This is a genomic window from Bifidobacterium sp. ESL0822, assembly GCF_052606675.1.
This window is the reverse complement of the sequence record NZ_CP199596.1, coordinates 1,909,616-1,935,145: the sequence shown is the minus strand read 5'-3', so window position 1 is coordinate 1,935,145 and position 25,530 is coordinate 1,909,616. Positions and strand designations below refer to the sequence as shown.

Here is a 25,530-nt window from a genome sequence, read left to right as displayed (position 1 = left end):
AACGACCTCCCGGCGACCTTCAGGCTTACATACGGTCCGGGGCCTGGACGCCCAGCAGCTCCAGACCGTTGGCGATGACCTGCTGCACGGCGTCATTGAGCCGCAGACGCGCCGCCGCCCGAGCCGGCTGTGGATTCCTGTCCTCGTCCTGGTCCAGATCCGTCCGGCCGGTCGGCTCCATGGGCACCACGCGCTCCAGGTTGTACCAGCGGTGATAGACCCCGGCCAGCTGTTCCAGGTAGTGGGCCACCCGGTGGGGGGCCTTCTGATCGCCGGCAGTCTGAACCACATTGGGATAGAGGGCCAGGACGCCCAGAACTTCGTTGTCGGCGGCAGTGTCCAACAGGGACAGATCGGCCCCTGAGCGGTCGATGCCCGCCTGGGCCGCGTTCCGATCCACGTTTTTGGAGCGGGCGTGCGCGTACTGCACGTAGTAGACGGGGTTGTCGTTGGTATGCGAGGCCAGCAGGTCCAGGTCGATGTCAACACTCTGGTTGTAGTCGGTGCGGGCCAGGGAATACCGGGCGGCATCCACGCCCACGGCATCCACCAGATCGTCGATGGTGACCACGTTGCCTGCCCGCTTGCTCATGCGCACGGCCTGGCCGTCCTTGATGACGTTGACCATCTGGCCGATCAGAATCTGCATGTTCACTCCGGGAGTGTCCCCGAAGGCCGCGCAGATGGCCATCATCCGGCCGATGTAGCCGTGATGGTCGGCACCCAGCATGTAGATGGCCTCGTCGCAGGGATCATTGGGCCTGCGCCGCTTGTTCAGATAGTAGGCGATGTCGGCGGCCACATAGGCTGCGTGGCCGTCGGACTTGATGATCACCCGATCCTTGTCGTCGCCGTAGGTGGTGGAGCGGAACCAGGTAGCCCCATCCTTCTCGAAGATGTCGCCCTTGGCCCTCAGCTCGTCAATGGCCCGGTCCACCTGGCCGGACTCATACAGGCTATTCTCGTGGAACCAGACATCGAAGTTGACCCGGAAGTCACGCATGGACTGCTGGATCTCCGCGAACATCATGGGCACAGCCCGAGTGCGGAAGGCCTCGCGCTGGGGGCTGTCACCCTCGGCGCCGTCCTCGTCGCGCACCCTGGGCATGGCCAGGATGTCCTGCCCTTCACCTGCAGCCTCCTTGACCACCCGGGAGGCAATCTCATCAATGTAGGAGCCCTTGTAGCCGTCGGCGGGCACGGGCTCGCCATGGGCCGCCGCCACCAACGATCGGGAGAAGCGGTCGATCTGCGTGCCGTGATCGTTGAAGTAGTATTCCCTGACCACCTTGGCACCGTTTGCCTCCAGGACGCGGGCCATGGAATCGCCCACAGCCGCCCACCGTGTGCCGCCGATGTGGATGGGACCCGTGGGGTTGGCCGAGACGAATTCCAGATTGAGCGTGCGCCCGCTCAGGTGATCGTTGCTTCCGAAGGCGGATCCCGCCTCCAGGACCGCATCGACCACAGCGGCCGCCGAGGCCGAATCCAAGGTTATGTTGATGAAGCCAGGCCCGGCCACATCCACCTGGGCGATCCCGTCTGCCTCTCGCAGGTCTTCAGCCAAGGCCTGCCCCAGTTCGACAGGCCTCATGCCAGCCTTCTTGGCCAGCTGCATGGCGATGTTGGTGGACCAGTCCCCGTGGGAGCGGTCCTTGGGGCGCATGACCGCCAGATGGTCGGCGTCAGGAACCATGTCGGGCTCCAGACTTCCCAGGCGGCCTGACTGGGCCATCTGGACGGCGGTCGAAGAGATGATACGGGCAAGTGCTTCAGGACTCATGCCCTCAAGTCTAGCGACGGCGGGGACCAGTATCCGGCCTGTCTCAGGCCAGAGCCACGACCTCGATCTCGACCAGGGCCCCCTTGGGGATGTCCGCGCCGCCGAAAGCCACGCGGGCCGGCCGCACCGAACCGATGAAAACCTGGGAGTAGGCCTGGTCCACCTGGGTGAAATCCTCCACCCGCCGCATAAGGATGGTGGCCTTGACCACCTTTTCCATGCCGCTACCGGCTGCATCCAGGATGTTCTTGACGTTCTTCAGGGCCTGGGTGGCCTGGTCGGCCGCAGTGCCCTCCACCAGCTCGCCGGTCTCCGGGTCAATGCCCAACTGTCCGGAGACAAAAACAAAGCCCCCGGCCTTCACAGCCTGACTATAGGCTCCCAAGGCCTGGGGTGCATATGGCGTGCCGATCTCTTCCGGTCCATCTTCCATGAGTCCGTCCTTTCTACAGGTCCGCCGCACCCATGCCGGGCCGAAGCCCCGGGCGGACACCGTCCACTATAGGAGTGCCCGCCCAGCAGAAGCGGTACCAGTCTCAGCCCTTGCGAGCCTCCTGACCCATCCAGTAGGCCAGGGAGCGCAGGTCGCCGGCCTCGTAGGTCTTGACGAATTTCTCGACCTGGTCCGGATCCGAGCAGGTCTCCGGGAACCGCATGTAGCGGGTATCCAGAGGGCTGGCTCCTGTCAGCTTGATGTCAATGACCGAGGACCTGTCGGCCTTGCGAGCCTCTGAGAAGGCATGACGGGCATCGGCCACCGTGCGCACGGTGAAGCCCAGGGCGCCCATGCCCTCGCCGACCTTGGCCCAGTCGGTGTCGGGCAGGTCCACTCCGCTCAGGGGCTGATGGCTGTCGTCGCGCTGCTCGGCCTCGATGTAGCCCAAGGACTGATTGGAGAAGACCACATTGATGACCGGGGCATGATACTTGAGCTGGGCCAGCACCTCCTCGCCGAGCATGGCGAATCCGCCGTCGCCGCTCAGGGAGTAGACGGTCGATTCCGGATGCTCCAGCTTGGCGGCCAAGGCGGCCGGCACGGCGTAGCCCATGGTGGCGTGCTTGCCGGAGACTGTCCAGCGGTTGGTGGGCTTCAGATGCAGCAGACGCAGGAAGTCGATGTCCACATTGCCCACGTCGGGGATGACAATGTCATTGTCCTCAAGCTGCTGATCGATGATGTGGTAGACGGGCTCGGGCCTCAAGGGCGTGCGGGTGTCTTCGTTGAAGGAGGCCAGCCACTGGTCCCAGTTCTCCTTGCTGCGCAGGCAGGCCCGGTAGAAGACGGACTCCTCCTGGTCCTGGCCGGCGGCGGTTATTGCCTTGAGGGCCTCGCGGGCGTCGGCCTGGATGGCAAGGACCACGTTGGCCTGGAAGCGCTTGCCCAGCTTGACCGGGTTCAGGTCGATCTGGATGACCTTGGTGTTGGGAGTGACGAACATGGACCCGAAGGGGTTGTCCGAACCCACCCAGACCGTCAGATCCGAGGTGTAGATGGCCTCCGTGGCGGTCTTGGTGGCCACACGGCCGGCCGACTGCAGGTAGGCAGGATAGGTGTCCTCCACGATCCCCTTGGCCGGGAATGTGGAAACCATGGGCATCTTGAAACGCTCGGACATGGCGACCAGTTCATCGCGGGCCCCGGCAGCGCCCTGGCCGAAGTAGAGCAGCGGCGCCTTGGCGGACTGAATGATCTCAACCGCCTTGCTGACCTGGTCGGCCGCAGGCTTCAGCGGCTCCGGCTTGCGGAAGTTAGGCGCAGATGCCACCGGGCGGTCGTCGATCTCGGCCCAGGCCAGATCCTTGGGGATGATGACCACGGAGACCCCGTGGCTGGCATAGGCGCGGCGTATGGCCTCGTCCACCAGGGCCGGCAGACCTTGGGCGTTGGTGGCGGCCCGGGCGAATACGGCCACATCGGTAAAGATAGGCACCTCGTCCATGGCCTGGAAGAAGTCCATGTTCATAAAGGCCTGGGGCACCTCACCCACCAGAGCCAGCACCGGTACGCCGTCCTCACGGGCATCATAGAGGCCGTTGAGCAGGTGGACGGCACCGGGACCCGACGATCCGAAGCAGACACCGATCCGGCCGGTCAGCTTGGCCTCGCCGGCGGCTGCCAGGGCTCCGGCCTCCTCATGACGAACCTGGATGAAATCGATGCGCTCGCGCTCATTGTGGATGGCGTTCATCATGGAGTCGAAGGAACCGCCGGGCAGGCCATAGATGCGCGGCACCCCCCACTGCTCCAGGACGTGAAGGACAGCATCCCCTGCATTGATTCGATTGGCCATGTGAACTCCTTTGCTTCGCCGCGGAAAGGAGCCTCCGCCACAACGCGGAAGCGTCGATCCTTCCCGACGTTCGGTCTTACCCTTTCACTATGGCACCTGGAAACGAAGACACAAGCGGGCCGAGGGCCATGTTCCTCAAAAGCTTAGTGATTCACCACACATATCGTGACGCCAGGAGTGCGCTTACGTCATCCAGTAGATGCCGCAATCTCGGTCATTGTGACAGACAACATCGTCTAAAGAAAAATTCCTGCGCTCTCCCTGCTGCAGGGATTGTATCCTGGTGGGCTCGAAGGGATTCGAACCCTCGACCTTCTGTTCCGGAGACAGACGCTCTATCCGCTGAGCTACGAACCCGACAACCACTTTCCAGTGGACAACAGAGACCATACTAGGACATTTTGCACAGTTTCGCACCCATGCGCGTCTTCACGTGTCGGTTAAGCTCATGCCGACATCGGCGTGTTACCCCAGGATTTCAGGCGTTTCGTGGGTATCGTGATGGCAAGGCTTCGTGCCACCGCCCCGGTTGCGCCATTGCATCCTCATGCGGTGGCGCGAAGCCGCCAACATTCCCGGATGATCTTCTCTCGGGATAGACTCCACTGTAGTTCCTTCACCCAGCCATCACAAGCGGCCTTCACATACCTGGACAACCCGAATGGGTCATGAACAGCAGATGGTGGCCGCGCCCGGCCTACCGTACCATGGGATGCATGGGCGTGAATGAAGACGAGGACGATTTCGAGTTCGAGCGCAGATTCTTCTGCCGGGACCTTCCCCGGGAGCTGCTCGGGGAGAGCCGACCGACCCTGATTGTGCAGAGCTACTACGTGCATGAGGACAACTTCGCTCTTCGTGTGCGTCTGCAGGGCCAGGTGGATCCGGTGGTGCCCATGACGGCCCGGACCGATGCCCTCCACACCCTGCTTGAGGAAGGCGACCACTTCGACGCTGCCTCAATGACGGCCAAGGGGCCCTCCGTCGGCGGCACCCGCTACGAGGCTGAACGGGCCATCGATCCGGGAATCGCCCTGGAGCTGATCCTGCGGGGCGGCATTCCCATCGTCAAGAACCGGTATGGGGTCTGGCTGGATGAGGATTGGTGGAACCTGGATGTCTTCGGGGATGGGAACGCCCCCCTGGTGGTGGCCGAGGTGGAGCGGACCGGGCCGGTGACCGACCTGACCATCCCTGATTTTTGCGCCACGGAAATCACCGACGACCCGCGGTTCTCCAACGACGGACTGGCTGACCACCCCTTCGGCAACTGGGCGGCTGATTTCGACCGGGAGCTAAAGGCCAGCGGACCACGCTTCCTTACCAACTTCGACGGGAACCGAGAATCCTGATCAGGCTACCGGCCAATGCCAGTACCCGGTAGCCTGATCAGTACATCAGCGTGGACAGACGACGACGGGCCTTGGCCAGCCGAGGATCGGTCGGTTCAGGAATGACGAAGTACTCCAGCAGACGGCGGCGGATGGGATCGGTCTGATCCCGATGCCCGGCCAGAAAATCGAGCAGGCGATCGAAGGCGTCCTGGATCTGGCCGCCGATCATGTCCACATCGGCCACATCCAACTGAGCCTGCAAGTCGTCAGGGGCATCGGCAGCCGCCTGACGAACCTTGCGAACATCGGCCTGGGCTGACCGGGCCATCAGCAGGCACTTGGCCTGTTCACGCTTGGCCAGATCGTCGGTCGAATCTGCCTGGACCAGCTTGCCGTAAGCCTTGGCTGCAGCTGCATAGTCGCCCTCCTGGGCCAGCCGGTGGGCCTCTTGATGGGCAGGCGGGATGGCATCGGCCGCTGCCTGACCAGCCTGCTGGTCCTGTGCCTGGTCGTTGGTCTCCTGGTAGGGGGCGCTGCCGGTGATGCCGGCCTTCTGCGCCATCTGGACCACCTGTGGGATGAGCTGATCGGTGATCTGGTTCATTTCCTCATCGGTGGGCAGTCCTTGCAGGATGGGCATGGGCCTGCCGGCCAACAGGGCAAAGAGGGCCGGGGCATCCTGCACCTGGAAGGTCTGGGCGATCTGCGGATTGGTCGCGATGTCGATACGGGAGAGCTGAATGCGCCCCTCCAGGGCGTTGACGGCCTGGGCCAGGCGTGTAGCCAGGGGGAAGAGGCGGTCATCGGTGGGTACCCAGAGCAGAATCAGAATGGGGAAGGTGGCAGAGGTCTGAACCATGGCCTGGAAACTGGCCTCGGTTGTATCGATAACGTAGCCGCCGGCAGCGGGCGCCCCTCCCTGCTGGCCTGGCTCGGCATCAACCTGGTGCTTGAGTGCGCCCAGGTCGACTGCTCCTGCCAGCGAGACGCCCGGCTGCCCCTGCCCGTTTTTGTTCGCCATGTCAGTCCTCCTTAACCTGGCGGCCGCCGACTGCAGCTTCGGTCCGCCCTCGAATGCAAACTCCTGGAAGCCAATCTAGTCTAAAGTCCGGGCTTTCACCCAGCGCAATCCCGCCGTTCAGACCGCTTCCACCTTAATGGGCTCACGCTCGGCGCCCACGGCCCTGATGGGCTCATGCGAGTCCGCCGAGGGCACGTAGAGGGCGATCACGTTGACATAGGTGACCTTCATGGTGCTGGTGGGCTTGCCCTGTCCAAAGAGGGCCTTCTCGGCATCCGATGCGGGCGAGGACTCGCGGCCCTCACCCGCCTGCCTGATCCAAACCGAATCGATCCGGGCCACAACCAGGTCGCCTCCATCGGAGGAGTGCATGACCCGCAGCTGTCCCTGCGCCGGCGTGAAGGTCTGCGACTGGCTGCCCTTGTTGGCTTGAATCCCCTGCTGGACCACCTGAGTCAGCGTACCCAGGGAATTGCGGAAGTCATCCTGGGCGAACTCTTTGGCATACTTGCTGCCCTGGGGATTCTGCAGGAGGTCGGCATAGCGGCGCACGGCCTCCACCGGCGTGGCCTTGAGACCCTGATCGTCGCCCTGCCCCATCCTGGCACCGATGGTGGCCACCGGGAACTTGGGCAGCTGGGCTCCTTGGAAGAGCCGTGCCACACCCCAGAGCTTGTAGTTCTCATGGGCGGACTCCTGGTCCAGAACCAGGAGGCGCTTGGACTGCTGATCCTGTGTGGTGGTGGTAATCGAGAAAACCGAACGTGGCCAGCCCGGATCGCCGGGAATGACCGTCTGGGCGATGGTGGTGGGGATGGTCGTCTTGGGATCCAACTGCCCGGTGGCCCGGGCTATGGTCAGCTCGCTGGTGCGGATCTCCAACTGGGGGCCGCTGACCCGCTGGTCCAACCCGGCCGGGTCTTTGGCCTCGTTGGCCTGATCCAGAACAGCTCCGATGTTCTTACGGATACGGGCTTCCTGGGCCGGGGTCAGGTTGGGCGCGGGAGCTGTGGTTGCAGTGCTCTGAGGTTCGGTCCGGCTGGTTTGCGGAACCTGCCCTTCGCAGGCGGACAGCCCCGGCAAAAGGACCAGGGACAAGGCCAGTGCCGCTGCAACCCCTACCCTGTTCATCGGCTTGTTCATACTCATGGGCGCTCCTCCTCCCCCTCGTGGGCAAGCCTGGCCAGGTAGGAGGCCATCTCCTGACTGCTGATGACCCTGGTGGACGACTCATCGTCGGCTCTCCGATCGCCATCTTCCTGTTGGTCAGCGACCAGATTCCGGTTGCGCGGATCAATCACCACCGGCGGCCTGGGCGGGGGTCCTGGATCCCCCTGCCGCGCCTGGCCACGAGCGTGACGAAGACGTCGCCCTGAAGCCGGACTATGCCGATTTCCGAGACCAGGCAGAATGGCGCTGCCCAGGGCCTGGATCACACTGACCTCAGGAGGCTCCTCAGTCTCCTGTTCAGGTTCGGTTTGTTTGCGGCGCTTGACCGGATCCATGGCGAAGACCGTGGCTGAAAGAACGGCCAGCAGGGCCAGAAGCCCGCCGGCGAAGTAGAAAGGCATGGCGAAGTTGGGCAGCTTGTCCCGCTCCCAAAGCATCTCCAGCCCAAGGGAGGGGGAACCCTGGGAAACTGCCACCAGCAGAACTGCCTGCGGATCATCGGTCTTCAGGGACATGGAAACGCTGCTGTCGGAGCAGGTGACCTGCTTCCACATGTCCGAATCCTGAAAAGCCACGCCCGGATCACTTTTGACGGCCTTGCCAGGGCTGGTGTCCCTGCCGACGGACAGGGTCTGCCAATCATCCAGACCGCGCACCCGGGCCACATCATGTCCGGCTGTCCAACCAGCCGCATCCTTGGCAGTGGTCAGGGCCATACAGACGGTAGGCTTCTGCGAATTCCGATCTGCGGCCGCGGCGGTTCCAGTCGACGCCGCATCCACACGCATGGTCACTCTGTTGTCCACCAGGGGAAGCACACCTGGATCGGTCACTACGTAGGCTGCCTTCGTACGCGCATGCGCATCAACATGAGCCGAAGGCTTCCAGACCGTACCGTTGAGAATACCCAGCACAATGGCCGTTACAGCCAGCAGCCCGAAGATGGGGGTGACGATGCCGCGCATGATCATGCTGTGACGCGATGGCTTGTCAGGCCGCGTCATCTCATCTTTTTCCTCGGGTACTTGCTCCATATTATCGACATTCTACCGTCGGCACCCTATGAGATGGTTTCCAGCACCGGGAAATCACCCATAAGCCCTAAACTGGTCTTCCATGACCATCATCGCAAGAAAATCAGGCAGCAAGCGTCTGTTGGGCGCCATAACCGCTCTGACTCTATGTCTTGGACTGTCGGCCTGTAGCGGTAAAGCCGACGGAGGCGGGCACTCGGGCGACACCATGCAGGGCGTATCAGCCAGTGGCAAACCCGGCAGCAAGCCCGACATCAGCTTCAAGACGCCTTTTAAGGTCGAGAACCAGACCCATCAGGTCATCCAGGAGGGCAATGGCGAGGTCATCCGCGATGGGGATCGCGTATGCACAAGGAGCCTGGCCCTGGACGCCAAGACCGGCAAGGTGATCAACTCCACCTGGGACAAAAGCAGCCCGGAGTGCTCCATCGTCGTCAGCAAGAAAGCCATCCCGGCCTACTATGACACCTTCAAGGGCCTCAAGGTCAACTCCACCGTGGCCGTGGGCATAGATGAGTCGGGCTCCGGCAGCAGCCAGGCGACCGACTCCTATATCATGGCCCTGACCTTCGTCTCCCGGTCCAAGAACCTGACCCGTGCCCAGGGTCAGAAGGTGACCGACCTGCCCAGCGACCTGCCCAAGATAAGCCTTGACGACAAGGGCAAGCCCTCCCTGGACCTCAACGGCTACCAGCCCAAGGGAGGACTGGTCGTCCAGACCCTGATCAAGGGCGAGGGGGCCAAGGTCGGCGAACATCAGAGCGTCAGCGCCAACTATACCGGCTGGCTGGCATCCGACGGCAAGCAGTTCGACTCCTCCTGGGACCGGGGGCAGGCCAGCGACTTCAGCCTGGATCAGGTGGTCAAGGGCTGGCAGCAGGGTCTGGCCGGCCAGACGGTAGGCTCTCAGGTCCTTCTGGTCATTCCGCCCGAGCTGGGCTACGGCAGCCAGAAACAGCAGAGCATCCCAGCCAATTCGACCCTGATTTTCGTGGTCGATATACTGGCCGCCTACTGATCCGGCAATCCCACAACTCAGACAGACAGGGGCCCGCATCCATCCAGTCGCATTCGGATGGGTACGGGCCCCTGTCATAAACCAGACGGTCGGGTCAGTCCTTGCCGCCCTCGACCACAATCTCGTCGGGGTTGGCCGCGCTGCCGTAGACCGGCTCCAGGGTCTTGCGGTAGTCCTCATGGAAGAACCGCTCCTGGCCCAGCTTGACCAGCTCCTTGTTGATGTAGTCCAGCAGGGGCTTGTTCCCCTTGCGCACGGCCGGGGCGATGACCGCCTCGTCCCCAAGCTTGGTGATGCCCACCGAGAAGCCCTTGTTGGCCTTGGCCCATGCCAGCACCTCGGTGTTGTCGGTGCTCATGGCATCGCCGCGGTGGTCCAGCAGAGCGTTGTAGGCATCGGCGTACTGGTCATACTTCTGCAGCTTGACTTCCGGGTAGTGCTGCTCGAAGTAGGGCTCAGCCGTGGTCCCCTTGGCGATGATCAGGGTCTTGCCGTTCAGCTCCTTGACATCTTTGATCGGCGCCGAATCCGGGGAGACCACGCCCAGGAAGACCTTCATATAGGGCTTGGCGAAGTCCACCTTGCGAGCGCGATCATCGGTGACGGTGAAATTGGCCAGAACCACGTCCACCTTGTTGCTGGACAGCACGTCCACCCGGGCGGCCGGATCCACCGATGTGTATTCGGGCTTGACGCCCAGGTCCTTGGCCAGGCGCTCGGCCAGGACCACGTCGTAGCCCTGGTTCTTGCCGTCCTTGTCCACGTAGCCGAAGGGGGCCTTGTCGGTGAAGACCGCCACCTTGAGCTTGCCGGACTTGGTGATCTGCTCCGGGGTGCGCGCGGACCCGGATGCCGCCGAAGAGCCGGAACTGCTTGCCGAGCCGCTTCCAGCGTCACTGGGGGTGGCCGCCGAAGGGCCGCAGGCCGCCATGGAAGCCATCATCGCAATCGTCGCCCCCGTGGCCAGCGCCGTCCGTATCAATCGGTTCATTACCCTTGCGGTCATGATCCCTCTTTTCCTGTTCTCTTTCCTATGGCCGCCCCTGGGGACGGTTCCGGCGAAGGCCGCCGGACGAATATGCGCAGTCCTCATTGGGACTCCTGATCCTGGTCCTGATCCCGCCTGCGCTCGTAGGTGAAGGTGGACAGGAAGCGCTGCGCCCGGTCAGTGGCCGGGTGGGTGAAGAAGGCCTCCGGGTCGTCGGACTGCTCAACCAAGGCGCCTCCATCAAGAAGGACGATGTGGTCGGCGATGCCCCTGGCGAAGGCCATCTCGTGGGTGACGATCATCATGGTCAGCCCCTGGTCGGCCAACTCCAGAATGACCTGGAGGACCTCGCGTACCATCTCAGGGTCCAGAGCCGCGGTCACCTCGTCGAAGAGCATGATCTCGGGGTGGAGGATGAGGGCCCGGCAGATGGCCACCCTTTGCCGCTGACCTCCCGAAAGCTGGCTGGGCCAGGCATCCCGGCGGTCGGCCAGACCCACCCGATCCAGCAGCTCCAGTGCCTCCTGACGTGCCTGGTCCCGCTTGCGCTTCTGGACCAGGACGGGCGCCAGGGTCACGTTGTCCAGCACGGTCCTGTTGGGGAAGAGGTCGTAGCTCTGAAAGACCATACCGATCCTGGTACGCAGGTCGGAGCTGCGGCTGCCCGACATCAGGCCTCCAGCACCTCCCCTGTGCTCGCCCAGGGGGTGACCGGTCTCCACCACTTGACCGTCCAGAAGGATCCGGCCGCCCTGTATGGGCTCCAGTCCGGCAATGGTCCGCAGCAGGGTGGACTTGCCTGAGCCAGAGGGTCCCAGGACCACAAAGACCTTGCCCTTGGGCACCTGGAAGGAGATGTCATTGAGCACAGGGCTCTGCGCCTGCGGATACTGCTTGACCAGATGCTCGACGGTCAGCACCGCCCGCTCCTCCTCTTTGTCCTGTGGCTGGTTCGCCGTCGTTTGCCCCTCAGTCATGGGCCCACCTCTTTTCCAGATGCCGGGCCACCAGGGACAGGGGCCAGCAGATGAAGAAATACATGAAGAAGATCACCCCGTAGATCCAGAGGGTCGCCTGGGGATAGGCGAAACGGTTGGCGTCGATGATCTGCTGACCGACCTTGATGACCTCGATGACGCCCAGCAGGGCGGCCAGGGAGGTGGTCTTGACAATCCTGGTGGCCAGGTTGACGCTTGCCGGCAACAGCCGGCGCAGGGCCTGGGGAAGGATGATCCTGGAGAAGGTCTGCCAGGACCCCAGTCCCAGCACGTAGGCCGACTCCACCTGGGTGCGGGGAATGGACTCCAGGGCCCCGCGAACCAGATCGCCCAGCTCGGCCCCGCCCCAGAGCACAAAGACCAGCAGGCAGGCGCCGGTGGCATCCAGATTCAGGTTCCATGCCCTGGACAGCCCGTAGAAGGCGATGAAGAGCAGAGCCAGCTGGGGCATGATGCGGATGAAGTCCAGATAGATCCTCATCAGGAAGCGAATCAGGGGGTTGCGCAGGGTCATCAGCCATCCGACCACCAACCCCAGGGGCAGGGAGAGCAGGACCGAGACGCCGGCTATCCAGACGGTCACCCAGAGACCCTGGAAGAGCCTGGGCATGACCCCTGGCTGGAAGAGCACCTCAACGCCGTGCATAGTCGAACCTCCGTTCAAGAACGGTGCCGATGACGGAGATGGGCAGCAGGATGACCAGATAGGTGACGATGAGCAGGGTCAGCGACTCGTAGGTGTCGTAGGAGGTGCCCATCAGATCCTTGGTGACATACATGACATCGGCCAGAGCTATGGCCGAGACCACCGAGGATTCCTTGATAAGGAAGATGATGTTGGCCACCACGCCCGGTATGGCGCTGCTCAGGGCCTGGGGCAACACGATCCTGGACAGGGTCTGAGCTCGCGTGAATCCCAGGACGCGGGCTGACTCGATCTGCACCTGAGGCACCGCTTCCAGCCCGCCACGCATGGCCTCGGCCATGTAGGAGCCACCCAGGAAGGCCAGCCCGACGATGGCGCAGGTCTGGGCGCTCCAGTTGACCCCAAGCTTGGGCAACCCGAAATAGAGAAAGTAGAGCTGAACCAGGAGCGGGGTGTTTCTTGACAGCTCGATGTATATCCTGGCCACCTGCGAGAGCAGGGGGATCCTGAAGACCTCCAGCCCGGCACAGACCAGCCCGATCAGCATGGAAAACACCACGCCAAAGAAGGAGATGAAGACAGTTACATAGGCCGCGTTGACGAAGAAGTGCAGATTCTGCGCCATGAAGGTCCAATTCATGCCCTCACCTCCCTACTTGCTCGCGTCCTGTTCATCGTTTCCTCTTCACTGCTTCTCGCCCGCTTCCCGCTGACTGTGGCACATGGTCGACAATCCTAGAGAAGACGAGCCGCTTTTCTCTGCTTTTGGATATACGAATACCGGATACCGCGTTATCATCCGCTCTCACAGCAACCTGGACGGCGATTCGCAATCATGCTGAAGCCTTCCGGGCTGCCGGCAATTCATACAGCAACTGGACGGTACGAACGAGATGGCCCAGGTCGGCAAGGCTGACCGACACCTGCAGATCGTACCTGCCGAAAACTTGTAGGCGCGCACCGGGTTTTTATGAACCCGACTGCTCACCAAGCCATCAAAAAAGCCCGATTCACATATTCGTGAACCGGGCTCCGAGTGCTTTGATCAGGCAAAAACCTTGGCGCTCTGTGCTACCTTCCTGATCAGATCGGGGCGATACCCGCTCCACGTCTCCTGGTCAGTGACTACGATTGGGGTCTGCTTGAATCCCTGGGCGATGAACTGGTCGATCAAGGTCTGATCCTCGGTCAAATCCACCTGCTCGAACTCCAGCCCCTGCTTGGTCAGCTGACGCTTGGTGGCATCACACTGGGGACAGTGCGCCTTGGTGTAGACCGTGATGGACATGATCGCCTCTCCCTTAAATGCAGCCGTGATGTTCCGAGCTCTATAGCCCTCTGCTCGGAACCTGATGATTGCACTCTACACACTCCCAGGCGCTGGCACAATACCACCTGTAGTGGCGTGTCAGGCCACCAACCCCAATATCTAGTAGCCTTTCAAGTCTTTCAGGCCTAAGAGAGGATATATGTGAGCTATCTTACATACATGTTATTTAAGACCGAAAACTGGCTAGAAGAGGGTCAGTTCGTCGCTGTCAGCGCCCTTCATGGCCTCGTAGTCCAGGATCAGGCACTCGAATCCTCTGTCCTCGGCAAGAACCCTGGCCTGGGGGGTGATGGTCTGGGCCGCGAAGATCCCGCGGACCGGGGCCAGCAAGGGGTCGCGGTTGAGCAGGCGGCAGTAGCGGGTCAGCTGTTCCACCCCGTCAATGCCGCCATGCCGCTTAATCTCGATGGCTACATGCCGTCCCTGGCCGTCCAAGGCCATGATGTCCACCGGGCCGATGGGCGTGGGATACTCCCGGCGCACCAGGGTGGCTCCCGGGCCGATCCGGTCGATCTGTTCAGCCAGATAGCGCTGCAGGTGTGCTTCCACACCGTCCTTGTCCAATCCGGGGTCCACTCCAAGGTCATAGCTGTCGTCGGCATAGACCTGGTAAAGCCTGATGGTCAGCACGTCGCTGGATTTCACGGCCGAAACACGCAGAACCTTACGGACAGGCCGATCCTGGTCCTGATCCTGCTCCTGGGCGATCAGCGCATCGGGCGCGGCAGCTTTGGCTACCTCGTCCGGCCCGGCCCCAGCCACGGAACCAGCCTTGACGCCCGCGCCGCCCTGGCTTGCCTCCTCGGGTTCGATCTCCCTGATGGTACAGGGGGCGCACATCCAGTTCAGGGGCTTGTAGGAGCCCAGCTCCGAGAAAATCAGGCAGCTCATGTCAGCCTTGATCAGCAGGACACGTCTGGCCGGCGGCAGGCTGGCATTGAGACGCCCGGAGTATTCGGCGGAGCAGTCGGAAACAATGATTCGCACAGATGCCAATATATCAGTCGCAGTTCCGGGCGAAGCAGAAAAAAGCCCGGCCGATGCAAGTGCACCAGCCGGGCGGAAGAGAGAGAGGAAATCAGGACTTTTGACCCTGATCAGCATCCTCCAGGTAGTGATCCACGGCCACAGTCAGCTTATTGCTGTCGAAAGAGGCGAATCCGCTGTCCACATGGAAGGACTGACGACCGCCATCGGTGGCCTGAACCCGGATGTTGCCCTCCTGCAGCAGGGCCAGCACCGGCTCGTGGTCGGGCATGATGCCCATGGACCCCTGGGTGCCGGGCACGGTGACCGACCGCGCCTGGCCCGACCAGATCGGCCTGTCCGCCGAGACGATGTTGACCTGCATGGAGGCCTTGCCTGTGTCCGCCATGACTACCGGTATTCCTTCTGCATGTCGTGCCACTTGTGCTCAAGATCGTCGATGCCGCCGATGCCGGAGAAAGCCTGCTCGGGCACGTCGTCATAGGCGCCGTCGCAGATGCGGGTGAAGGCCTCGATGGTCTCGTCCGCAGGCACGTAGGAGCCCTTGCGACCGGTGAACTTTTCGGCCACATAGAAGTTCTGGCCCAGGAACTGCTCGATCTTGCGGGCGCGGTTGACGGTGGTCTTGTCCTCCTCGCCCAGCTCGTCGATGCCGATCAGAGCGATGATGTCCTGGAGCTCCTTGTTCCTCTGCAGGATGGCCTTGACACGGTTGGCGCAGTCGTAGTGGGCCTGTCCCACGTAGCGTGGGTCCAGAATCCTGGAGGTGGACGCCAGCGGATCCACAGCCGGGTAGATGCCCTGGGAGGCGATGTCACGGCTGAGCTCGGTGGTGGCGTCCAAGTGGGCGAAGGTGGTCGCAGGAGCCGGGTCGGTGTAATCATCGGCCGGCACGTAGATGGCCTGCAGGGAGGTGATGGAGTGGCCCCTGGTGGAGGTGATCCTCTCCTGCAGGGCGCCCATCTCGTCGGCCAGATTGGGCTGGTAGCCCACGGCCGAGGGCATGCGGCCCAACAGGGTGGAGACCTCGGAGCCGGCCTGGGTGAACCGGAAGATGTTGTCGATGAAGAGCAACACATCCTGGTTCTCCACGTCGCGGAAATACTCCGACATGGTCAGGGCGGTCAGAGGCACGCGCAGACGGGTCCCCGGGGGCTCGTCCATCTGGCCGAAGACCAGTGCGGTCTTCTCCAGCACGCCGGCCTCGTCCATCTCACCGATCAGGTCGTTGCCCTCACGGGTGCGTTCGCCCACACCAGCGAAGACGGAGACGCCGCCGTGGTTCTGCGCCACGCGCTGGATCATCTCCTGGATGAGCACGGTCTTGCCCACGCCTGCGCCTCCGAACAGGCCGATCTTGCCACCCTCCACATAGGGGGTAAGCAGGTCGATGACCTTGATGCCGGTTTCGAACATCTGGGTCTTGGACTCCAGTTGGTCGAAAGCAGGCGGGTTGCGGTGGATGGGCCACCGCTCGGTGACCTTGATCTGCTCACCCTCCTTCTTGTTGAGGATGTTGCCGGCCACGTCGAAGACGTGCCCCTTGGTCACGTCACCCACGGGCACCATGATGGGCCCGCCCGTATCGGTGACGGTGGCGCCGCGGACCAGGCCGTCGGTGGGCTTCAAAGCCACGGTGCGAACCGTGGAATCGCCCAGGTGCTGCTCCACCTCCAGCATGATGGTGGTCAGCGACTCGCCCTCGGTGTTCGAGGACTGGCTCAGATTCACGGTCAGGGCATTGTAGATGTCCGGCAGGTGACCTGCCGGGAACTCCACATCGATGACCGAACCCTGGACTCGGGTGACGCGCCCCATGGAGGCCGAATCCGGCTTGCGGCTCGCTGTGGTCGGCTGTTCTTGCTGTGCAACCATTGGCGTTCCTACTCTTCCTCTTTGTTGAGCGCATCGGCGCTGCCGACGATCTCGGTAAGTTCCTGCGTGATGGCCGCCTGGCGGCTGGCATTGAGCCTGCGGGTCAGGTCGTCGATCAGCCCCTTGGCGTTATCAGTGGCGGTGTGCATGGCGTTCTGCCTGCTGGCTGTCTCCGAGGCGGCCGAAGTGAGCAGGCATTCATGGATGCGCGACTGAATGTACTTGGGCAGGACGGCATCCAGCACCTCCTGGGAGTTGGGCTCAAAGTCGTAGAGGGCCGCATAGCGGTCACCCTGGCGCCCATGTTCGTCGTCCGGCACGGGGGCATCAATGGCCTCCTCAGGCTGCTCCTGGTCCGGCCTGATCAGCTCCAGAGGCAGCATGCGCAGCACCCGGACCTTCTGCACCACCATGTTGATGAATTCGGTGTAGACGATGTAGAGCTCGGAGACGCCCCCCTTGGCCGCTGGAGTCATATAGGTTTCCAGCAGTGCCTGGGAGATCTCCCTGGCCACATCCACGCCGGGCCGATCGCTGTCGCCCTCCCATGTCTTGACTATGCTGCGGTTGCGGTAGCGGTAGTAAGAGACGCCGCGACGACCGTAGACGAAGAGCTGGGGCTGTCGGCCCTGCTGATCCAGTCGGGCCAGCAGGGACTCCGTCTCGCGGATGACCGAGGAGGTGTAGGCCCCGGCCATGCCACGGTCGGCCGTCAGCGCCAGCACAGCCACGCGCGGGTTCTTCTCGTCCTTCCTGACAATGGGATGGCGGATGTCGTCCGTGTGGGCCACCAGGGCCTGGACTGCATCGAAGATCGCATCGGAGTAAGGCTTCGCTTCCAGGGCCACGGTCCTGGCCTTGGCGATATGCGAGGAGGCTATCATCTCCTGGGCATTGAAGATCTTCTCCAATGCCGAAGTGGAGGCGATCCTTGACTTGAATGCGAGTTGTGAGGCCATGGTCTACCGCTTCCCGGCCTTGCTGCCGCTCTTGCCATCGGCCACCAGCTTCTCCTGCTGGACGTCCACCGGCTGCTCCTGATCCTGATCGGCCTTGTGACCGTCCAGGGTCTGGCCCTTGTGGGTCACGAAGGTCTTGGCGAACTCGTCAACGGCCTTGTCCAGGGCCTTCTCGGTGTCGTCGGTGAAGTCCTCCGTGTCACGGATGGTCTTGAGGATGTCGGTGTTGTGGTCCAGGTAGTCCAGGAGCCCTGACTCGAAGGGCAGCACGTCCTCCAGGTCCAGATCATCCAGCTTGCCATGGGTGCCCACCCAGACCGAGACGACCTGCTTCTCCATGGAGTAGGGCGTGAACTGGGGCTGCTTGAGCAGCTCGGTCAGCCTGGCGCCACGGGTCAGCTGTGCCTTGGAGGCGGCATCCAGATCCGAGGCGAACATGGCGAAGGACTGCAGGGAGCGGTACTGGGCCAGGGAGATCTTCAGGGTTGAGGAGACCTTCTTCAGAGCCTTGGTCTGTGCGGCACCGCCCACGCGGGAGACCGAGATGCCCACGTCCACGGCGGGACGCTGGTTGGCGTTGAACAGATCGGACTGCAGGAAGATCTGGCCGTCGGTGATGGAGATCACGTTGGTCGGAATGTAGGCCGAAACGTCGTTGGCCTTGGTCTCGATGATGGGCAGACCGGTCATAGATCCGCCGCCCAGGTCATCGGAGAGCTTCGCGCAACGCTCCAGCAGACGCGAATGCAGGTAGAAGACGTCGCCTGGGTAAGCCTCACGCCCCGGCGGACGGCGCAGCAGCAGGGAGATGGACCGGTAGGCCTCGGCCTGCTTGCTCAGGTCGTCGAAGACGATCAGGACGTGCTTGCCGCCGTACATCCAGTGCTGGCCGATGGCCGAACCGGTGTAGGGGGCAATGTACTTGAAGCCTGCGGAGTCGGAAGCCGGGGAGGCCACGATGGTGGTGTACTCCATGGCGCCGGCCTCTTCCAGAGAGGAACGGACCGAGGCGATGGTGGTGCCCTTCTGGCCGATGGCCACATAGATGCACCGCACCTGCTTCTTGGGGTCTCCGGACTCCCAGTTGCGCTTCTGATTGATGATGGTATCGATGGCGATGGCCGTCTTGCCGGTCTGACGGTCGCCGATGATCAGCTGACGCTGACCGCGTCCGATGGGTGTCATGGCGTCGATGGCCTTGATGCCGGTGGCCAGCGGCTCGTCGACGGGATGCCGGTGCATGACATCGGGGGCCTGAGCCTCCAGGATTCTGCGGCCCTCGCTCTTGATTTCGCCCAGGCCGTCAATGGGCTCGCCCAGAGGGTTGACCGTACGCCCCAGATAGCCGTCGCCGACGGGCACTGAAAGCACCTCACCGGTCCTGTGGACTTCCTGGCCCTCTTCGACACCTGCGAAGTCGCCCAGGATGACCACGCCAATCTCTCGGGCGTCCAGGTTGAAGGCCAGTCCCAGCGTGCCGTCTTCGAAAGTCAGCAGCTCGTTGGCCATGCAACCAGGCAGTCCCTCCACATGCGCAATGCCGTCACCGGCCGTACGAACGTAGCCCACCTCCTGGGTGGGGGTGTCCGTCGGCTTGTAGGACTCGACGAACTGGTCGAGCGCCTTGCGCACCACGGCGGGATCAATGGTCATTTCTGCCATGATCACTCCTTATTTCTGTTCTTGTTCAAGTCTGTCGGTTCTCCGCTCATCCTGCCACGGCCATCCGCCGCTTCAGGTGCTTGAGCTGGGTGGCCACCGTGCCGTCGGTGGAGACCGAGCCGTACTGGACCTTCATGCCGCCTATGACCGAGGGGTCAACCACCGAGTTGATGTGGACCGGCTTGCCCAGCTTGCGCCCGTAGACCTCCTGCAGGCGGCTGATCTGCTCGTCCTTCATGGAGACCGCCGTGGTGACGGTGACCATGACCTGGTCCATGTGTTCCGAGAAACGATCCACCAGCCAAACGATGGTGTCAGGGAAGCGACGTCCACGCAGATCGATGGTGGCATTCAGGGCCATCTGCTCGGTGACCGGATGCATATGCTGCCCAGCCAGGAGAGCCCTGAGCAACTCGGCTCGAGCCCTTGAATCGCTGTATTCGTCCGAGAGCCGGAAGAGCACCAGAGGCATCCCGAGCAGGGCCGAGTGAATCTCAGCCAGCTCGCCGGCTACCTGGTTGGTGATGCCCAAAGCATCGCCGTAATAGGCGGTGGCATCCACGGACATATCCTCGGCCGCATTGGCGATGTGCACTACACGGCTCCACTGATGATTGGTCAGGTCATGGAGGATGTCTACGGTCAGCGGATCGGCTTTGTCGGCCAGGATGGTGTCGATCACCCGCCACTTGTCCTCAGCCGGACGGGAAGGGTCGGTCAGCGCACGCTCCAGGGGCCTGTTGGCATCGAGCAGGGTCACGAAGGTATAGAGCTCCATGGCCACGCGGAGGGCATCCTTCCCCTTGCTCTTGAGCAAAGGGGCATACTTGGCCCTGGTCTCCTTGTCGGAGCTCAGCGAAGTCTCTCCTCGCATGTCACCTCCCCTTTCGCGGAATCAACGTACCCATCGTCCGCCAATCAGTCATCATGCCTGCCGCTTGTCCGAGGACTGGCCACCCTGGTCCGCAATGATCGAGTCGATCATGGAGGACTGCACGGCATCATCCTGAAGCTGCGAGCCCAGAATTTTACCGGCAAGAGCCGTAGCCAGCGTGCCCACCTCGCCCTTGAGCGAGACCAGCGCCTGCTGCTGCTGGGACTTGAGGGATCTCTGGGCGTTCTCGGTGATCTGGTTGGCCTCAGTCTCTGCCCGGGTCCTGGCATCGGCCACGATCCTGGAGGCCTCGGCGCGGGCGTCATCCCGGATCTGGGAAGCCTCAACACGAGCCTTGCCCAGCTGATCCTGATACTGCTTACGGGCCTGATCCGCCTCTTCACGAGCCTTGGCGGCCTTCTGGATGTTGCCCTCGATCTTGGACGAGCGCTCATCGAAGATGGCCTGGAACTTGGGCATGAAGAACTTGTAGAAGAAGACGGCCAGGATGACCAGGATGACCAGCGACCAGAAGATGTCGTAAATCGGAGGAATAAACAGCTTGATCCCTTTGCCTACCGCTAGAGCGTACATTGGCTCCTCCTTTCCTTTATCGAAGCCGGATCATGCAAGAATCACACGGCTCAGGCGATGAAGAGTGCCACAAAGCCCAGCAGGGCCAGCACCTCGATCAGAGCCAGGCCGATGAACATGGTGGTGCGCAGCTGTCCGCTGATCTCAGGCTGGCGAGCCATGCTCTCAACGGTCTTGCCGACGGCGATGCCCAGACCCAGCGCGGGGCCGAGAGCTGCAATGCCGTATCCCAGGATGCTCAGATTGCCGGAGACCTCAGCAAGTGTGATGATGTCCATTTATTTTCCTTTCCTCCACCGTTGCCGGTTCTTGGATTGTGGTTCGGCCCCGACCCCCGTCTACCGGTCGGAACCGACGAATATGTGGGCTGCGACCGCCTGAAGCGCCGACCGCGGCTTTTTACTTTTCGCTCAACCTTCTTCAGGGTAACTCATGGAGATGTAAACCGTGGTCAGGATGGCGAAGATATAGGCCTGAAGGGCCGCCACGAAAATTTCAAAGGCTGTCAGGGCGAAGCCCAGAACGAACCAGCCCACGCCAGCCAGGGCCAAGAGCTTGTTGCTGGCCTCGATGATGTAGAACTGGGTGAAGGCCAGACTGACCGCCACCAGCAGATGGCCGGCGATCATGTTGGCGAAGAGTCGGATGGTCAGGGAGGCCGGCTTGACGATGACCATCTCCAGCAACTGGATGGGCGTCAGAATAATATAGAGAGGCCATGGCACACCCGCTGGGAAGAGCTCCGACTTGAAGTAGCCCCAGACGCCCTGCTCCCGGAATCCCGTTACCATGTACTGGCAGAAAGTCCAGATGGCGAAGACCAGAGGCATGGTGATAGTGGCCGTGGCCGCTATGTTCATGCCTGGCACGATGCCACAGAGATTGAAGACCAGGATGGTCAAGAAAATTGTCGTGATCATGGGCACGTAGCGCTTGCCACGAATTTCGCCCAGGGTGTCATAGACGACCGAGTCACGGATGAACTCAATGACCCACTCGATGGCCCCCTGCCAGCGGGAGGGAATCAGCTTGGCCCTTGCCGCCGTGATTCCCAGCACCAGAAGGATAATGACCATGGCCACGAACCTGATCAGGATGATCCGGTTCATGGCAAAGGGCGTTCCCTGGAAAAGAATCTCAGGAGGCAGGAAATCTTCGATGGTGGGTAGCTCGCTCGGCTTGGCCATGGCCAGACTGAAAGCTTCACTTCCCATTGCCTCTAGCATCTATCGCCTCCTGAACGACACAGTGAACACTATAGCGCGCACGCGACTCATGGCTGCACCGTATGGGTAGTGTAGCCCACACCAAGAGCCACGGTAACCATGGATTCATCCAGTGTGTCACAGATAGTGGCCACACGTCGAATCCGCCCCGCGGTGTGGACAGGTTGATAACGAATTTAATCCAAACGTCATTAACTATTAACAACGCCGGGAATAAGCCCGTACCCGTCACCAGACAAGGGACGATACCCATCAGCGCGTGGACATCCAGGAGTGTGTCTGATGGATCGGTCGGTGCCTAGTTGACCCGCCGCCCGTAGAGTCGGCACCTGGTCCAGATCATAAGGGGTGGTCTCGTATACCCAGTTCAACCAGTTGCGCCAGAGCAGGTTGGCGTGGGCCCGCCAGGAGAAGACCGGCTCCAATGTCGGATCGTCGTGAGGATAGTAGTTGACCGGAAAAGGCACCTGATCCAGGCCCTTGGCCATGTCACGCTGATACTCGTGGGCCAGTGTGTCACGGTCGTACTCCCAGTGGCCCAGCACGAAGATCTCCGAGAAATCCTGGGTGCAGATAAGCCCTGAACCCGACTGGGGACCCCAGGTCAGCACCTGCAGATCAGGACAGGCCCGCACCTGGTCCTCGTCCATCCCGGCCCAGCGGGAGTGGGGTTGCAGGGCGATCTCGTCGAAGCCGTTGGTGATGAAGCAGTACTCGTCCTGCAGATACTGAGGAAAGACCCCGAAGACCTTGCGATCCAGGTTGCGCTTGGCGATGCCGTGGCGGTAGTAGAGCCCGGCCATGGCCCCCCAGCACAGATACATAGTGGAGAAGACGTGGGTAGACGCCCAATCCAAAATGCGGGTCAGCTCCTCCCAGTAGTCGACCTGCTCGAAGTCCATTTGCTCCACCGGCGCGCCCGTCACGACAAGACCGTCATAACAGTTGTCCTTGAAGGAATCCAGATTCTCGTAGAACTTAACCAGGTGATCCATGCTGGTGTGCGCGGCCTGATGGGTGGAAGTCTTCATGAAGTCAATCTCCACCTGAAGCGGTGACTTGGAGATCAGCCGCAGCAACTGTGTCTCGGTCTCCACCTTGGTAGGCATCAGGTTGAGGATGACCAGCCTGAGCGGACGCATCTCCTGGCGCTCCGCCTCGTGGCTTTCCAGGGCGAAGATGCGCTCCGAATCGAGGATGGATCTGGCTGGCAATCCAGTGGGGATGGTGATAGGCATGATTCCATTATGGCCCAGCGTAGGCCTTCCCACACACGGACTTGACAAGTGCGCTGGAATCCGTAACATAGATAATTGCTGTGTTGAACAGCCGACGCGGGGTGGAGCAGTTCGGTAGCTCGCTGGGCTCATAACCCAGAGGTCTCAGGTTCAAATCCTGACCCCGCTACCAGTAAGGCTCGGAACCGTTTGGATTCCGAGTCTTTTGTTTTTCTATCTCAGCATATTCGCGGAAGATCAGAACAGTTACTGACATGGTGCAGCCAGTTATGGTTGGACATCCCTACTGCAAAATCGGAGAAACCGTCTGCATCCAACCCCTCACATGGCTGCACCGTTCCTGGTCTCAGTCTCCTATGGCTTTGGACTTCTTTACTTCGTCGAACTTGGCCTTCATGGTCTCATTGTTTCTGGTCAGTCTTCGTATGGTCACGTCCTGCGCCTTGTTGTTGGCCAGACGAAGCTGGTTCTCGGAGCCCAGCAGGGCATCCTTGATCTTGTTCAGGTGGTTGATGGATTTGTCAATCTCCTCCACTGCGGTCTTGAACTTTTTCGAGGCGATATCATAATTGCGGCCAAAAGCACTCTTGAAAGACTCCAACTCGTCCTCAAAATGCGTTATATCGATGTTCTGTGCCTTCAACTCTTCAAGTTCGTTCTTGTATTGCAAAGAGTTCTTGGCGGCATCACGAAGCAGGGTGATTATCGGTATGAAGAACTGTGGACGTACGACATACATTTTCGGGTAGCGATAGGAGACATCCACGATACCCGTGTTGTACAGGTCGCTGTCAGGCTCCAGCAGGGAGACCATGATGGCGTACTCGCAGTGCTTCTCCCGCCTGTCCTTGTCGAGCTCCTTGAAAAAGTCCTCGTTCTTGTGCTTGGTGGAGGTGGTGTCCGTCTCATTCTTCATCTCGAACATGATGGACACGATCTCCGTGCCGGAATCATCCTCGTCGCGGAAGATGAAGTCGCCCTTGCTGCCCGTCCTGGCATCGTTGTCCTTCTCGAAGTAGGCATTGGGGAAGGCCGTGGACCGCAGCTTGTTGAATTCGATCTGGCAATGCTGCTCAAGCGTCTCCCCCACCATCTTGGTGGACAGCTTCGCCTTCAGATCACGCAGCCGCTCAATCTGCTCGTCGCGATCCTGGATCTGGACCTCATAACGCTCCTTGAGGGACCTGGCCTCGACCTTGCTCTGCAGCTCCGCCTTGTCCAGACTGCTCCTCAGCTCCGCTATCTCGGAATCCTTGTCCGCGACGACCTCCTGCAGCTGCGACTTCAGCTGCTCCTTGGAGAGCTTCTCCTCCGACTCCTTCTGAAGCTGCAGCCTCTCAAGCCTGCCCTTGAAATCATCCCTCTCCTTCTCCACCGGACCCAGAGCCTGGGCAAGCTCCTGCTTCTTCTGCAAATCAAAAGCATCCAGTTGATTCTGCAATTTGACGATCTCGGCATCTTTGTCCGCAGCCGCCTTCTGCAGCTCGCTTTTCGAATTGGCCTCTGCCAGATCGAGCGCCCGTTGCTTCTCCGACTCGGCCTTGTCCAGCTTGGCACTCAGATCGTCTTTCTCCTTCTCGACCTTCCTCAAGGCTTCCGAAACAGCCAGTTTCTTAGCGGCTTGCTCGGATTCCAGCTTTGCCTGCAGCTCCTGTATCTGGGCATCCTTTGCACTTTTGGTCTTTTGCAGGGTTTGCTCGGCCTGCGCCTGGTCAAGTTCGCGGATCTTGCTATTCTCCCTTTTGGCCTGCTCAAGCCGTTCATGAAGCTGCCTGTCAAAGTCCTTGTCACGAACCTGCTTCAGGATATCGGCATATCCGGCCTCGTCAATGGTGAATGCGGTTCCGCATTTGGGACAAATAATCTCGGGCATATGCAACCCTTTCTTTACGAACCTGTGTAAAAAACTACCCTTGCTCTAAACAGTCTCCACTGAAAGCCGAGTACCTACGACACTTAGACACTTATTAAAACTATATTTGATTTACGTTAATGCCATTACAAGGATTCAATAATCATGGACCAGGTGACGATCCTGCGGATTGCGCCGCAAGCTCGGCGATGGTCTCCCGCCTGCCTTGCAGCCTCAAAAGCTGCTGCTACGACGGACTCTTCAAGGCCAGCCGCCTCGGCAATCCACAGCAGCGACGCAGTGTTCTCCAATTTGTTATAACAATTTTTAGCACTGTTATTCGGCCTCTGCCGGGAATAGGCGCCCAATCCATGGGTTGCATTATCTGCAAACCACTGCACCATATGCTGTTTTTTTGTTCTTGCATGCGTATCCGGCGAATTCTGCACCTCGCTAAGGTACCTATCGGAATACGGATAATGCGAACGCTTGAAACGCGACAAATGCGAAAAAGCAGCACAGCTCATATCGTTTCCACTTGCCACGTGAGCCTTCCTCATTAAAGGTTAACTTCAACTTTTACGTTAATTGTATCAGCGGGAAATAATGGCATGCGCAGTCGGCAATTAGTCCGAAGGCATTGCTCAGGC

General features: G+C 61.1%; 25 protein-coding genes and 2 tRNA genes. 3 read left to right on the top strand and 24 right to left on the bottom strand.

Annotation, left to right across the window (positions count from 1 at the left end):
- Positions 1 to 25: 25 nt before the first annotated feature.
- From argS to ACUIAF_RS07550, 4 genes are all read right to left on the bottom strand, one after another.
- Positions 26 to 1,783 carry an arginine--tRNA ligase gene (gene argS, locus ACUIAF_RS07565; protein WP_445338436.1) on the bottom strand — a complete coding sequence of 586 codons (1,758 nt, stop codon included), beginning with the start codon at positions 1,781 to 1,783 and terminating at the stop codon, positions 26 to 28.
- Positions 1,784 to 1,826: 43 nt separating this feature from the next.
- Complete coding sequence (locus ACUIAF_RS07560) at positions 1,827 to 2,216, bottom strand: Rid family detoxifying hydrolase (RefSeq protein ID WP_198203241.1); 390 nt, start codon at positions 2,214 to 2,216, stop codon at positions 1,827 to 1,829.
- Positions 2,217 to 2,319: 103 nt separating this feature from the next.
- The gene (spxB, locus tag ACUIAF_RS07555; protein ID WP_110425807.1) at positions 2,320 to 4,074 is read right to left on the bottom strand and encodes a pyruvate oxidase; all 1,755 of its coding nucleotides are present in this window, start codon (positions 4,072 to 4,074) and stop codon (positions 2,320 to 2,322) included.
- A gap of 281 nt (positions 4,075 to 4,355) precedes the next feature.
- A tRNA-Arg gene (locus ACUIAF_RS07550) sits at positions 4,356 to 4,431 on the bottom strand.
- A gap of 365 nt (positions 4,432 to 4,796) precedes the next feature.
- Here ACUIAF_RS07550 and ACUIAF_RS07545 point away from each other — a divergent pair.
- Complete coding sequence (locus ACUIAF_RS07545) at positions 4,797 to 5,426, top strand: hypothetical protein (RefSeq protein WP_033510829.1); 630 nt, start codon at positions 4,797 to 4,799, stop codon at positions 5,424 to 5,426.
- A 37-nt stretch (positions 5,427 to 5,463) separates the two neighbouring features.
- Here ACUIAF_RS07545 and ACUIAF_RS07540 read toward each other — a convergent pair whose 3' ends face one another.
- The 3 genes from ACUIAF_RS07540 to ACUIAF_RS07530 all read right to left on the bottom strand — a co-directional run bounded on the left by ACUIAF_RS07540 (position 5,464) and on the right by ACUIAF_RS07530 (position 8,633).
- Entirely contained in the window at positions 5,464 to 6,429 is a 966-nt protein-coding gene (locus tag ACUIAF_RS07540; protein ID WP_015022470.1) for a co-chaperone YbbN, read from the bottom strand.
- Between the two features lie 117 nt (positions 6,430 to 6,546).
- Positions 6,547 to 7,572: a hypothetical protein gene (locus tag ACUIAF_RS07535; RefSeq protein WP_110417678.1), complete on the bottom strand. Its 1,026-nt coding sequence runs from the start codon at positions 7,570 to 7,572 to the stop codon at positions 6,547 to 6,549.
- A 2-nt stretch (positions 7,573 to 7,574) separates the two neighbouring features.
- Positions 7,575 to 8,633 (bottom strand): hypothetical protein, encoded by a 1,059-nt coding sequence (locus ACUIAF_RS07530; RefSeq protein ID WP_445338434.1) that lies wholly within the window; start codon positions 8,631 to 8,633, stop codon positions 7,575 to 7,577.
- Between the two features lie 82 nt (positions 8,634 to 8,715).
- Between ACUIAF_RS07530 and ACUIAF_RS07525 the strand changes: the two genes are divergently transcribed.
- Complete coding sequence (locus ACUIAF_RS07525; protein ID WP_445338432.1) at positions 8,716 to 9,651, top strand: FKBP-type peptidyl-prolyl cis-trans isomerase; 936 nt, start codon at positions 8,716 to 8,718, stop codon at positions 9,649 to 9,651.
- Between the two features lie 94 nt (positions 9,652 to 9,745).
- Here the strand turns inward: ACUIAF_RS07525 and ACUIAF_RS07520 are convergent, their stop codons facing one another.
- The 15 genes from ACUIAF_RS07520 to ACUIAF_RS07450 all read right to left on the bottom strand — a co-directional run bounded on the left by ACUIAF_RS07520 (position 9,746) and on the right by ACUIAF_RS07450 (position 23,028).
- Positions 9,746 to 10,642: a cysteine ABC transporter substrate-binding protein gene (locus ACUIAF_RS07520; RefSeq protein ID WP_415873467.1), complete on the bottom strand. Its 897-nt coding sequence runs from the start codon at positions 10,640 to 10,642 to the stop codon at positions 9,746 to 9,748.
- 98 nt (positions 10,643 to 10,740) lie between these two features.
- On the bottom strand, positions 10,741 to 11,616 hold the full coding sequence (locus tag ACUIAF_RS07515) for an amino acid ABC transporter ATP-binding protein (RefSeq protein ID WP_445338431.1): 876 nt from the start codon (positions 11,614 to 11,616) through the stop codon (positions 10,741 to 10,743).
- The gene (locus ACUIAF_RS07510) at positions 11,609 to 12,283 is read right to left on the bottom strand and encodes an amino acid ABC transporter permease (protein ID WP_015022476.1); all 675 of its coding nucleotides are present in this window, start codon (positions 12,281 to 12,283) and stop codon (positions 11,609 to 11,611) included. Before ACUIAF_RS07510 ends, ACUIAF_RS07515 begins: the two co-directional genes overlap by 8 nt.
- A complete protein-coding gene (locus tag ACUIAF_RS07505) occupies positions 12,270 to 12,923 on the bottom strand; it encodes an amino acid ABC transporter permease (protein WP_110417682.1) in 654 nt (217 codons plus the stop codon). The genes ACUIAF_RS07510 and ACUIAF_RS07505 overlap by 14 nt, the downstream gene beginning before the upstream one ends.
- Positions 12,924 to 13,328: 405 nt before the next feature.
- Positions 13,329 to 13,571, bottom strand: a complete 243-nt coding sequence (gene nrdH / locus ACUIAF_RS07500; RefSeq protein WP_015022478.1) for a glutaredoxin-like protein NrdH — start codon at positions 13,569 to 13,571, stop codon at positions 13,329 to 13,331.
- Between the two features lie 225 nt (positions 13,572 to 13,796).
- Entirely contained in the window at positions 13,797 to 14,600 is an 804-nt protein-coding gene (nucS, locus tag ACUIAF_RS07495) for an endonuclease NucS (protein ID WP_445338428.1), read from the bottom strand.
- Positions 14,601 to 14,691: 91 nt separating this feature from the next.
- On the bottom strand, positions 14,692 to 14,988 hold the full coding sequence (locus ACUIAF_RS07490; RefSeq protein WP_046323383.1) for a F0F1 ATP synthase subunit epsilon: 297 nt from the start codon (positions 14,986 to 14,988) through the stop codon (positions 14,692 to 14,694).
- A gap of 2 nt (positions 14,989 to 14,990) precedes the next feature.
- A complete protein-coding gene (gene atpD / locus ACUIAF_RS07485; RefSeq protein ID WP_045935798.1) occupies positions 14,991 to 16,475 on the bottom strand; it encodes a F0F1 ATP synthase subunit beta in 1,485 nt (494 codons plus the stop codon).
- Positions 16,476 to 16,483: 8 nt separating this feature from the next.
- Positions 16,484 to 17,434: a F0F1 ATP synthase subunit gamma gene (locus ACUIAF_RS07480; protein ID WP_045935799.1), complete on the bottom strand. Its 951-nt coding sequence runs from the start codon at positions 17,432 to 17,434 to the stop codon at positions 16,484 to 16,486.
- 3 nt (positions 17,435 to 17,437) lie between these two features.
- The gene (gene atpA / locus ACUIAF_RS07475; protein ID WP_015022483.1) at positions 17,438 to 19,096 is read right to left on the bottom strand and encodes a F0F1 ATP synthase subunit alpha; all 1,659 of its coding nucleotides are present in this window, start codon (positions 19,094 to 19,096) and stop codon (positions 17,438 to 17,440) included.
- 46 nt (positions 19,097 to 19,142) lie between these two features.
- Positions 19,143 to 19,970: a F0F1 ATP synthase subunit delta gene (locus ACUIAF_RS07470; protein WP_110417687.1), complete on the bottom strand. Its 828-nt coding sequence runs from the start codon at positions 19,968 to 19,970 to the stop codon at positions 19,143 to 19,145.
- A 51-nt stretch (positions 19,971 to 20,021) separates the two neighbouring features.
- Positions 20,022 to 20,564, bottom strand: a complete 543-nt coding sequence (locus tag ACUIAF_RS07465; protein WP_110417688.1) for a F0F1 ATP synthase subunit B — start codon at positions 20,562 to 20,564, stop codon at positions 20,022 to 20,024.
- Positions 20,565 to 20,614: 50 nt separating this feature from the next.
- Positions 20,615 to 20,842: an ATP synthase F0 subunit C gene (atpE, locus tag ACUIAF_RS07460; RefSeq protein ID WP_015022486.1), complete on the bottom strand. Its 228-nt coding sequence runs from the start codon at positions 20,840 to 20,842 to the stop codon at positions 20,615 to 20,617.
- Positions 20,843 to 20,974: 132 nt separating this feature from the next.
- A complete protein-coding gene (atpB, locus tag ACUIAF_RS07455) occupies positions 20,975 to 21,790 on the bottom strand; it encodes a F0F1 ATP synthase subunit A (RefSeq protein ID WP_015022487.1) in 816 nt (271 codons plus the stop codon).
- A 191-nt stretch (positions 21,791 to 21,981) separates the two neighbouring features.
- A complete protein-coding gene (locus ACUIAF_RS07450; protein ID WP_445338427.1) occupies positions 21,982 to 23,028 on the bottom strand; it encodes a homoserine O-succinyltransferase in 1,047 nt (348 codons plus the stop codon).
- Between the two features lie 95 nt (positions 23,029 to 23,123).
- Between ACUIAF_RS07450 and ACUIAF_RS07445 the strand changes: the two genes are divergently transcribed.
- Positions 23,124 to 23,200: transfer RNA gene (locus ACUIAF_RS07445), tRNA-Met, on the top strand.
- Between the two features lie 174 nt (positions 23,201 to 23,374).
- Here ACUIAF_RS07445 and ACUIAF_RS07440 read toward each other — a convergent pair.
- Complete coding sequence (locus tag ACUIAF_RS07440) at positions 23,375 to 24,901, bottom strand: DUF2130 domain-containing protein (RefSeq protein ID WP_445338425.1); 1,527 nt, start codon at positions 24,899 to 24,901, stop codon at positions 23,375 to 23,377.
- 125 nt (positions 24,902 to 25,026) lie between these two features.
- Positions 25,027 to 25,425: a hypothetical protein gene (locus tag ACUIAF_RS07435; RefSeq protein ID WP_445338423.1), complete on the bottom strand. Its 399-nt coding sequence runs from the start codon at positions 25,423 to 25,425 to the stop codon at positions 25,027 to 25,029.
- Positions 25,426 to 25,530 lie beyond the last annotated feature (105 nt).

Bases quoted from the DNA above. Each gene is read 5' to 3' on its own strand.
- argS (WP_445338436.1), bottom strand. From the start codon at position 1,783: ATGAGTCCTGAAGCACTTGCCCGTATCATCTCTTCGACCGCCGTCCAG.
- ACUIAF_RS07560 (WP_198203241.1), bottom strand. From the start codon at position 2,216: ATGGAAGATGGACCGGAAGAGATCGGCACGCCATATGCACCCCAGGCC.
- spxB (WP_110425807.1), bottom strand. From the start codon at position 4,074: ATGGCCAATCGAATCAATGCAGGGGATGCTGTCCTTCACGTCCTGGAG.
- ACUIAF_RS07540 (WP_015022470.1), bottom strand. From the start codon at position 6,429: ATGGCGAACAAAAACGGGCAGGGGCAGCCGGGCGTCTCGCTGGCAGGA.
- ACUIAF_RS07535 (WP_110417678.1), bottom strand. From the start codon at position 7,572: ATGAACAAGCCGATGAACAGGGTAGGGGTTGCAGCGGCACTGGCCTTG.
- ACUIAF_RS07530 (WP_445338434.1), bottom strand. From the start codon at position 8,633: ATGGAGCAAGTACCCGAGGAAAAAGATGAGATGACGCGGCCTGACAAG.
- ACUIAF_RS07525 (WP_445338432.1), top strand. From the start codon at position 8,716: ATGACCATCATCGCAAGAAAATCAGGCAGCAAGCGTCTGTTGGGCGCC.
- ACUIAF_RS07520 (WP_415873467.1), bottom strand. From the start codon at position 10,642: ATGAACCGATTGATACGGACGGCGCTGGCCACGGGGGCGACGATTGCG.
- ACUIAF_RS07515 (WP_445338431.1), bottom strand. From the start codon at position 11,616: ATGACTGAGGGGCAAACGACGGCGAACCAGCCACAGGACAAAGAGGAG.
- ACUIAF_RS07510 (WP_015022476.1), bottom strand. From the start codon at position 12,283: ATGCACGGCGTTGAGGTGCTCTTCCAGCCAGGGGTCATGCCCAGGCTC.
- ACUIAF_RS07505 (WP_110417682.1), bottom strand. From the start codon at position 12,923: ATGAATTGGACCTTCATGGCGCAGAATCTGCACTTCTTCGTCAACGCG.
- nrdH (WP_015022478.1), bottom strand. From the start codon at position 13,571: ATGTCCATCACGGTCTACACCAAGGCGCACTGTCCCCAGTGTGATGCC.
- ACUIAF_RS07490 (WP_046323383.1), bottom strand. From the start codon at position 14,988: ATGGCGGACACAGGCAAGGCCTCCATGCAGGTCAACATCGTCTCGGCG.
- atpD (WP_045935798.1), bottom strand. From the start codon at position 16,475: ATGGTTGCACAGCAAGAACAGCCGACCACAGCGAGCCGCAAGCCGGAT.
- ACUIAF_RS07480 (WP_045935799.1), bottom strand. From the start codon at position 17,434: ATGGCCTCACAACTCGCATTCAAGTCAAGGATCGCCTCCACTTCGGCA.
- atpA (WP_015022483.1), bottom strand. From the start codon at position 19,096: ATGGCAGAAATGACCATTGATCCCGCCGTGGTGCGCAAGGCGCTCGAC.
- ACUIAF_RS07470 (WP_110417687.1), bottom strand. From the start codon at position 19,970: ATGCGAGGAGAGACTTCGCTGAGCTCCGACAAGGAGACCAGGGCCAAG.
- ACUIAF_RS07465 (WP_110417688.1), bottom strand. From the start codon at position 20,564: ATGTACGCTCTAGCGGTAGGCAAAGGGATCAAGCTGTTTATTCCTCCG.
- atpE (WP_015022486.1), bottom strand. From the start codon at position 20,842: ATGGACATCATCACACTTGCTGAGGTCTCCGGCAATCTGAGCATCCTG.
- atpB (WP_015022487.1), bottom strand. From the start codon at position 21,790: ATGCTAGAGGCAATGGGAAGTGAAGCTTTCAGTCTGGCCATGGCCAAG.
- ACUIAF_RS07450 (WP_445338427.1), bottom strand. From the start codon at position 23,028: ATGCCTATCACCATCCCCACTGGATTGCCAGCCAGATCCATCCTCGAT.
- ACUIAF_RS07440 (WP_445338425.1), bottom strand. From the start codon at position 24,901: ATGCCCGAGATTATTTGTCCCAAATGCGGAACCGCATTCACCATTGAC.